Genomic DNA, 8,657 nt, shown 5'->3' with positions numbered 1-8,657 from the left:
TTGACACCAATCAATCTCAATTTCTTAGCTTGTTCAGAAGTCTTTGCTTCTGATTTTATTTCGAAAAACGAGGTCCGTTTTTCTTGACATACTGGTCGTTTTGTTCAGTTTTCAAAGAGCAAAAAATAATGTGTCGCTCGATTTGGCGACTTTCTTATCATACCACATCTGTTCGGTGAAAGTCAATTACTTTTTTACCGATATGTTTCAGATATTTACGTCGTAGTTGAAAATGCGACTTTAATAATTTACCACATCGCAAACTACCATGTCAATCACTATTTTTAAAATGTTTTGCTGCAAAATCAATCGTGCTTTTTTTGCAACGAAATTAACCTTATCATGGTTTAACATGACTGTCAATAAGCGCTTCCTTACCAAAATATAGCAATAACAAAAGCGATACTCTGGTGGCAGGTTATAGAAGCTTACATCGTAGAGAATGGTCTTCGTTTTTCTTATGTTGCTTAAAATCGAATTTATAATGCAACGTATTACAACTTTCCCCATCTTTATTCTATTCCTGAATATATAAAAATGCTATACTAGCTTTGGATATAATAAGGAGGAGAAGTATGGCTCAATTAGTCTATTCAAGTAAAATAAACAAAATACGCTCTTTTGCTCTTATACTTATATTTGCGGGAATTGGGATCATGTACCTTGGTATTATGGCCAAAAAAATCGAGTGGCTGATGCTTTTATTGTTTCTTATTGGGGTATTATGCATTGTATTCAGCACTGTTGTCTATCTTTGGATTGGAACGTTATCATTAAGAGCAGTTCCTGTCGTTTGTCCGAGCTGCCAGCAACCAACAAAAATGCTCGGCAGAGTGGATGCCTGCATGCATTGCAAGCAGCCGCTTACATTAGATAAAGCACTTGAGGGTAAGGAGTTTGATGAGAAATACAACTCTAAACGGCAGCAAAAAGCGGAAAAGATGAACGAAAAATAATAAAACAGCTAGGCGATGAAGATTACCTTCTAAAGCCTAGCTGTTTTAATTATCGAGCTGTTCACTCTGAATAATAAAATAACCAAATGCACTTTCCCACAGCATTTGGTCATCCAACATATTTACATATTAAATTAGTGCTTTCTTGTTTCTAATTGCTGACATTCCTTACATTTACCATACAATTCCAAACGATGATGACTTACTTCAAATCCTGTTACCTGTTCTGCCAATGATTCAACCTCATCCAAAGAAGGATAATGGAAATCAACGATTTTACCACATTCATTACAAATAATATGGTAATGCTCTGACGTATTGCAGTCAAATCGACTTGATGCATCGCCATATGTTAATTCACGAACTAGGCCAACTTCACGCAAAACACGTAAATTGTTATAAACAGTAGCAACACTCATATTGGGAAACTTACCTTCAAGCGCTTTATATATTTCATCTGCAGTAGGGTGTGTCATTGCATTGAGCAAGTAATCAAGCACCGCATGACGCTGTGGTGTAATCCGGACACCTGATTCTTTCAGAGTATCAATTGCCTTCTGTAATTTTCTTTCAGACACCGTCATGCACCTCACTTTCAATATAATAGTATAACTCTAATAATATTATTAGATTGTAATCTTTATAATTAGTGTACCCGCTTCCATAGCATTCTGTCAATTATAGTATATTATAAACGGATAATTATTATTACCTATAGCAAACATCTTTCAACAATAACGACATTTCCTCTAAATTAGGAAATGCCGCCATCCCAATTCATTAGACTTTAAACATCAGCCTGTAATGGAATTTCCTCACCTGCTAACTGCTGATTCACGTAACGCGCTGCAACAAACAGCAAATCAGAAAGTCGATTTAAATAAGAAACTACATACGGATTGGCAAGCTCATCTCCTAATCCAACGGCTAATCGTTCTGCTCGTCTTGCTACCGTCCGCGCACTATGTAACGCACTAGCAGCCTGAGTTCCCCCTGGGAGAATAAAGTTCTTTAATTCTGGGAGCGTTGCATCCCAAGCATCGATTTGCTTTTCAAGCTCATCGATATGCTCCTGCTTTAACTTCCAAGTTACTTCTTTATCACTTGGAGTAGCCAATTCTGCCCCAACATGAAAAAGAATCGTTTGAATACGATGCATCGCATTCAAAAACGCTTGCTTTTCATCCCATTCTACTTCATTCAAAAAACTTAAACCGAAACCAATCATGGAATTAGCTTCGTCGCAAGTACCATATGCCTCTACTCGCAAATCATTTTTTGGAACACGCTTGCCATAGATTAATGACGTTTTTCCTTTATCACCAGCTCTTGTGTAAATTCGCACTTCTAGTACCCCCTTTGAACGTCGATAACATTAATTAGTTGTCCAGTTCCTTCTATATAATGTGTTAAATTAGTTTCAAAAATAGCCAATGCTCGTGGCAAATAATTTGGTGAAATACCTGAAAGATGTGGTGTGATTGTAATATTTTCTTCTTGCCAAAATGGATGATCCTTTGCTAATGGTTCGTTTTCGAATACGTCCAATACTGCGTGCGCAATCTCTTTGTTTTGGATTGCCCGTAGCAATACGTCACTAGCTACAACATCTCCTCTGCCGATATTAACGAAGATTGCATGTTGAGGTAGGGCTTGAAAATGCGCATCCGTTAAAAGCTGCTTTGTGCTATGTAAGCTCGGAAGAATCGAAACGAAAAAGTCTGCTTCTGGAAGCACGTCAAGTAGCTTGTCTGTTTGAAAAGTGGCATCAAAGTTTTCCCCCGGCTTACCACTTCTTGAAATACCAATCGTTTTCATGCGAAATGCTTGAGCAAGTCTGGCTACTTCTTTCCCAATGGCGCCTGTCCCGGCAATCACGATCGTTTTCCCAGTGATTTCGCGCATACGGACAGATCGATCCCATTTTTGCGCCGCTTCATTTTCTAACAATACTCGTTCTTGTCGGTATACGTGTAAGAGCATGGAAATAACATATTCCGACATTGGAACTGCATGGATTCCGCGCGCGTTTGTTACGATAATATCCCTTTTTTGTATCGCTTCGAAGGGCATTTGATCCATTCCTGCTGATATGACCATAATCCACTTTAAGTTTTTAGCTTGATCCAATAATTTTTCGTTTAGATCTTCCCCATAGGTAACAAGAATCTGTGCACTTGACAGATGTGATTGTGCTTCATTCATATTCCCACAAAAAGTAAATACTTGCTCCGGAAATTTTAACCTAAGCTTTTCTTGTGCTTCACTGCCTAGCTTGGCAGAAAATAAAATATGCAATATCAGCTCCCCCTTCTCTAGTGCTTAACAATTTTCTATAGTTTCTATAGTAAATGTTTTTAGCTTGATTGAACACTGAAAAGCAAGAAAACAATGTTAGCGTCTTTTTTTTCTTTGAAATAACCGGCGGATGCTTTCATACATAATGGTGAAATCAAACGTTAACGAGCAATGCTCTACATAGTAGAGGTCATGGACTATTTTCGCATCATGCTGCTGATTTGAGAATCCATTTACCTGCGTATACCCTGTAAATCCAGGCTTTACGAAGAGGCGCTGTTGTTGTTCGTTATTATAATGTGCAGTTACTTCTGGATACTCTGGAGATGGTCCAATCAAGCTCATGTCTCCTTTTAAAACATTTATTAATTGTGGAAGCTTATTTAGCTTATATTTTTTTAGTTGTAATCCTATTGGTGTGTACAGTGCCTGATGTGGGATAAATGTAAAATCATTCGGTACGCCGTGCTCCCAATTACTCGGAAATGGATGTGGTGGTAAGGCACGAATGACTTTAGAGGGGATTGTTGTTATGCGAAAGCTGTACATGACGAATGGAGCAAAATCTCTCCCAGTTCGAAGCTCCCGTTGAAATATCGGGCTCCCTTCCTGCTTTGATAATCGATAGGCAATGATTAAAAGGAGCGGACTACATAAAAACAGAAGCATTATGCTACCAGCGATATCGACGATTCGTTTACATAAACGGTAAACGTACGTGGTATTTGCTGCACCCGATCTTTCGCTAACGGTTTGCATGAATCCCATATCAATCCCTCACCTTCTTCATTTTACTTTCTATTGCATCCTATTCATCTCAAACAGCATGTATTACTTTGTCATGCAAACGTAATCAAAGCTTCATATATCTTTTTCCATACGAATCAAGGTAACCTTCAAGCCTTTATTGCGAATTAATTGGCTTTTTAATATAGAAAAAACAGCCGATCGTAGTCGCCTTCAAGGCAAAGCTACTTTCCGACTGCTTTTATATAATATGCTACGCTAGCTGCTCGCGAATAAACATCAGCGCATCTTCAACATGCCCTTTTACGCGCACCTTTCGATATTCCTTTTGGACAATGCCATCTTTATCAATAATAAAGGTAGAGCGTTCGATTCCATAGTATTCTTTCCCGAAGTTCTTTTTCAGCTTCCAGACCCCGTACTGTTCTGCTACTTTATGCTCTTCATCTGCAAGCAGCATAAATGGGAGCGCATGCTTGTCAATAAATTTTTGATGCTTTTCTATTGGATCAGGACTAATTCCAATTATGACAGCATTTACATCTGCAAAGCTTTTGTATTGATCTCGAAAGTCACATGCTTCTGTTGTACAACCTGGTGTCATGTCCTTTGGGTAAAAATACAAAACTACATGTTTTCCGCGAAAATCGCTTAAGGTTACTTGCTCGCCCTGTTGATTCGGAAGTGTAAAATCTACCGCTTCTTTTCCAACCGTGATTGCCATCGTTCATCCCTCCATATCTCATTCTTTCTTAACTATACCATCCTCCATATTGAACTGCTAATATTCCCTTTCTCGATTAGAATATTGAACAAGTCTTAACACAAAGGCTGTTGGGAGCACATATCCAATCAACGCTTCTATTAAAGCAATAAGGCGTCCAACCCCAATCGGTGTAATATCCCCATACCCTATCGTGAGTAATGTAACACCACTAAAATAAACGGAGTGGATAAGGCTGCCTAGCACACCAACATCTCGATGCTCGCCATTCTCTATAAGAATGGCCTGATCAAATGATAAGATAAAATAAATCATCCCAAACCCAATAATAACAATCCCATATGTGATAAGCAGTGTATAAAAGATTTCAAATGAAAACTGACTTTCCAGCATGCGTGGGCCGAATCTACCCTTTTCACCACGAATAAATCCAATCAGACTTTTGATGACAATCAAACTAATGAGACAAATAATAAACCATGTACCCACACTGATTCACCTTCTATCCCTTCCTTTCACTTCTATTAATGTATGCGGAAGGTATGCAAAGCTTGTCTTTATTTTCTACACTTGCGCCACGCACAAGCGTCCTAGTACCTTTTCCCTCCTCTAGTTAATTTCAATTTTTGAATAGGCGATACTGGAAAAATATATCGGGTCATGTAAAATAATAGATAGCTTCAATAAAGAGCTGTGTTTTAGTAAATAACGGTCTTTTTTGAACAAACAAGGAGGCATTTTAAATGAATCACCTAAAATCAGAAGCATTACATCAAGAAGCATTACAGCATATTGTAGGAGGTGTTAATTCACCATCAAGAGCATATAAAGCAGTAGGTGGTGGTGCCCCTGTCTATATGGAGCGTGGTAAAGGCGCTTATTTTTGGGATGTGGATGGGAATCGTTATATCGATTATTTAGCTGCATATGGTCCTATTATTACCGGACATGCACATCCTCACATTGCAGCAGCCATTACACATGCTGCAACGAACGGCGTATTATATGGAACACCAACTGCACTTGAAAATCAATTTGCAAAGATGCTGAAGGAAGCGATTCCGTCATTAGATAAAGTACGTTTCACGAACTCTGGTACAGAAGCAGTTATGACAACTATTCGTGTAGCTCGTGCTTATACGAACCGTACGAAGGTTATTAAATTCTCAGGCTGTTATCACGGGCATTTCGATGCAGTATTAGTTGAAGCTGGCTCTGGTCCAGCAACATTAGGTACGCCTGATTCAGCTGGTATTCCACAATCTGTTGCCCAGGATGTGATTACCGTTCCGTTTAATGACATCAAGATGTTAAAGAAAGCATTAGATAAATGGGGCAATGATGTTGCAGCAGTACTCGTTGAACCAATAGTAGGTAATTTCGGGATTGTTGAACCTAAACCAGGTTTTTTACAAGAGGTAAATGCTCTCGTTCATGCTGCGGGTGGACTCGTTATTTATGATGAAGTAATTACCGCATTTCGTTTTACATATGGAAGTGCACAGCAACTATATGGCATTGAGCCTGATATGACTGCGATGGGTAAGATTATCGGTGGTGGATTACCAATAGGAGCATATGGTGGTAAACAAGAAATTATGGAACAGGTAGCACCACTTGGACCGGCCTATCAAGCAGGTACCATGGCTGGAAACCCTGCTTCCATGGCTGCAGGAATTGCCTGTTTAGAGGTATTAAAACAAGATGGCGTGTATGAAAAGCTTGATGAGTTAGGGGCACAGCTTGAAAAAGGGATACATGAACAAGCAGAAAAACATGGCATTGCAATTACTGTTAACCGACTCAAAGGGGCCCTCACCGTTTATTTTGGAAGCACGAACGTCACGAACTATCAAGAAGCAGAAGCAAGCGACGGAGAAGCGTTTGGACGGTTCTTTAAATTAATGCTTGAACAAGGCATTAATCTTGCACCTTCCAAATATGAAGCATGGTTCTTAACGACAGAGCATACGGAAAAAGACATTGAAGAAACAATAACAGCTGTAGGGGAAGCGTTCTGTCAAATGGCTAATCAATAAAGCCTGATTAGATTCCTTTTTAAGGAAAGAGGAGTCATTGCTCGTTAAACTTATAATAAAATAAATGACCAGCAGCTAAAGCCACGCGCTTCAGATGCTGGTCATTTTATTATTCATTGTCTAAATGCTGAACCTGGTATAAATCATAGTAGCTTCCTTTTAATGCCATTAATTGCTCATGAGAGCCAGTCTCTGTTATTTTTCCATTTTCAATCACGACAATACGATCTGCATGCGTTATCGTTGCAAGGCGATGAGCAACAATAAATGTTGTCCGATCAGATGCTAGTTTTTCGACCGCTTCTTGAATCATGTGTTCACTTTCTAAATCCAATGCGGATGTTGCTTCATCGAAAATTAAGATCGGTGGGTTTTTCAAGAAAACCCGAGCAATTGCCACGCGCTGCTTTTGGCCACCAGAGAGCTTTACTCCCCTTTCCCCAACGAGCGTATCATAGCCTTGTGGTAACTCCATAATAAAATCATGGGCGTTTGCAGCTTTGGCTGCTTTTATTACTTCTTCATCTGTTGCATACGGATTTCCCATGCGGATATTCATTGCGATCGATTCACTAAACAATGTATTATCCTGCAATACCATTCCAATTTTATCACGTAAAGAACGTACTTTTACATCACGGATATCTGTTCCGTCTATTTTTATCGCTCCTTCAGTGACATCATAAAAACGTGGAAGCAAGCTAATTAATGTCGATTTTCCCCCACCACTCATGCCAACAAATGCAATCGTTTCTCCTGCCTTTACATGTAAGCTGACATTTTTCAGTACGCTTGCTTCCTCTTCCTCGTAGGCGAATGAAACATTTTCAACATCAATTCTACCTTGCACCTTTTTTAATTCAAATGCATTCGGTTTATCTGTAATATCATATTTCTCATTCATTAATTCAAATACCCGGTCAATCGAGGCAATCGATTGCGTAAGCATTGTTGATGAATTAACGAGTCGGCGTAATGGACTATATACTCGTTCCATATATCCGACGAACGCCATCATTGTTCCAAGTGTTAAGTTCCCGTGAATAACCTGGTAACCTGCATATGCGATTACAAGAAGTGGCGCCAAATCTGTAATCGTATTTGTCACAGCAAAGGTCTTCGCATTCCAAATCGTTTGTTTAATAGATTTATCCCAAAAATGATCATTTCTTGCTTCAAACTGCCCTTGCTCATATTCTTCTAAGGCAAAGCTTCGCGTAACAGGAACTCCTTGCACTCGCTCGTGCAGATGCCCTTGTACTTCTGCTAATGCTTGTGAGCGATCACGTGTAAGCTGCCGCAACTTCGCAAAGAAGAATTTTATCGAAAAACCGTAAAAAGGAAACAAAATGATAGCAACAAGGGTTAATCCCACATCCATTGTGAGCATAATGCCGATCGCTATTAAAATGGTAACTAAGTCAAGCCATATATTCATTAATCCGGTAATGACAAATGTCTTCGTTTGTTCGACATCATTTATTACCCGGGAAATAATTTCGCCGGTTTTTGTCTTTGAATAGTAACGAAGACTTAATTTTTGAATGTGATCAAAGAGGCGATCCCTTATGTCGTAAAGGATTCGGTTCCCAACCCATTGTGCTAAATATTGTCGAAGATATTCAATCGGAGGTCGTAAAACTAAAAAGATCAGAAATGATACCCCCATTAGCACGAATAACTGGGTAGTCTTCTCAGATGCACTTAATCCATCTGCATCAATGATATCGTCAATCACATATTTCAAAATTAACGGCATTAATAATGGAATTGCAAATTTAACAATTCCAATCAAAACCGTCCATACAATCTTCCATCTATATGGTTTCACAAACTTTAAATATTGTTTCACACTATTCATTAATGTCATCCCTTGCTTTATACGTATTTATA

The 8,657-nt window shown here is 38.9% G+C and carries 9 protein-coding genes; 2 read left to right on the top strand and 7 right to left on the bottom strand.

Going from position 1 to position 8,657, the window contains the following annotated elements:
- Positions 1-575 precede the first annotated feature (575 nt).
- Positions 576-956, top strand: coding sequence for a YgzB family protein (locus tag QBK89_RS13500; RefSeq protein ID WP_284141588.1), 381 nt, complete (start codon positions 576-578; stop codon positions 954-956).
- 134 nt (positions 957-1,090) lie between these two features.
- On the opposite strand, the gene perR is transcribed toward QBK89_RS13500, so the two are convergent.
- From perR to QBK89_RS13470, 6 genes are all read right to left on the bottom strand, one after another.
- Entirely contained in the window at positions 1,091-1,540 is a 450-nt protein-coding gene (perR, locus tag QBK89_RS13495) for a peroxide-responsive transcriptional repressor PerR (RefSeq protein ID WP_443089789.1), read from the bottom strand.
- A gap of 203 nt (positions 1,541-1,743) precedes the next feature.
- Positions 1,744-2,301 (bottom strand): cob(I)yrinic acid a,c-diamide adenosyltransferase, encoded by a 558-nt coding sequence (locus tag QBK89_RS13490; protein ID WP_284141586.1) that lies wholly within the window; start codon positions 2,299-2,301, stop codon positions 1,744-1,746.
- 2 nt (positions 2,302-2,303) lie between these two features.
- Positions 2,304-3,254: a D-2-hydroxyacid dehydrogenase gene (locus QBK89_RS13485; RefSeq protein ID WP_284141585.1), complete on the bottom strand. Its 951-nt coding sequence runs from the start codon at positions 3,252-3,254 to the stop codon at positions 2,304-2,306.
- Between the two features lie 96 nt (positions 3,255-3,350).
- Positions 3,351-4,022 (bottom strand): sugar transferase, encoded by a 672-nt coding sequence (locus QBK89_RS13480; protein ID WP_284141584.1) that lies wholly within the window; start codon positions 4,020-4,022, stop codon positions 3,351-3,353.
- Positions 4,023-4,254: 232 nt separating this feature from the next.
- Positions 4,255-4,725 (bottom strand): thioredoxin-dependent thiol peroxidase, encoded by a 471-nt coding sequence (gene bcp / locus QBK89_RS13475; protein WP_284141583.1) that lies wholly within the window; start codon positions 4,723-4,725, stop codon positions 4,255-4,257.
- 57 nt (positions 4,726-4,782) lie between these two features.
- A complete protein-coding gene (locus QBK89_RS13470) occupies positions 4,783-5,214 on the bottom strand; it encodes a potassium channel family protein (RefSeq protein WP_330949674.1) in 432 nt (143 codons plus the stop codon).
- A gap of 254 nt (positions 5,215-5,468) precedes the next feature.
- On the opposite strand from QBK89_RS13470, the gene QBK89_RS13465 reads away from it, so the two are divergent.
- Positions 5,469-6,764: a glutamate-1-semialdehyde 2,1-aminomutase gene (locus tag QBK89_RS13465; protein ID WP_284141582.1), complete on the top strand. Its 1,296-nt coding sequence runs from the start codon at positions 5,469-5,471 to the stop codon at positions 6,762-6,764.
- 109 nt (positions 6,765-6,873) lie between these two features.
- On the opposite strand, the gene QBK89_RS13460 is transcribed toward QBK89_RS13465, so the two are convergent.
- Positions 6,874-8,625, bottom strand: a complete 1,752-nt coding sequence (locus QBK89_RS13460; RefSeq protein WP_284141581.1) for an ABC transporter ATP-binding protein — start codon at positions 8,623-8,625, stop codon at positions 6,874-6,876.
- Between the last annotated feature and the right edge of the window lie 32 nt (positions 8,626-8,657).

The organism is Virgibacillus sp. LDC-1 (assembly GCF_030137545.1).
In the GTDB taxonomy this organism is placed as follows: domain Bacteria; phylum Bacillota; class Bacilli; order Bacillales; family Amphibacillaceae; genus LDC-1.
This window is presented reverse-complemented; position numbering and strand designations above follow the sequence as displayed.

Bases quoted from the DNA above. Each gene is read 5' to 3' on its own strand.
- bcp (WP_284141583.1), bottom strand. From the start codon at position 4,725: ATGGCAATCACGGTTGGAAAAGAAGCGGTAGATTTTACACTTCCGAAT.
- QBK89_RS13465 (WP_284141582.1), top strand. From the start codon at position 5,469: ATGAATCACCTAAAATCAGAAGCATTACATCAAGAAGCATTACAGCAT.
- perR (WP_443089789.1), bottom strand. From the start codon at position 1,540: ATGACGGTGTCTGAAAGAAAATTACAGAAGGCAATTGATACTCTGAAA.
- QBK89_RS13500 (WP_284141588.1), top strand. From the start codon at position 576: ATGGCTCAATTAGTCTATTCAAGTAAAATAAACAAAATACGCTCTTTT.
- QBK89_RS13460 (WP_284141581.1), bottom strand. From the start codon at position 8,625: ATGAATAGTGTGAAACAATATTTAAAGTTTGTGAAACCATATAGATGG.
- QBK89_RS13480 (WP_284141584.1), bottom strand. From the start codon at position 4,022: ATGGGATTCATGCAAACCGTTAGCGAAAGATCGGGTGCAGCAAATACC.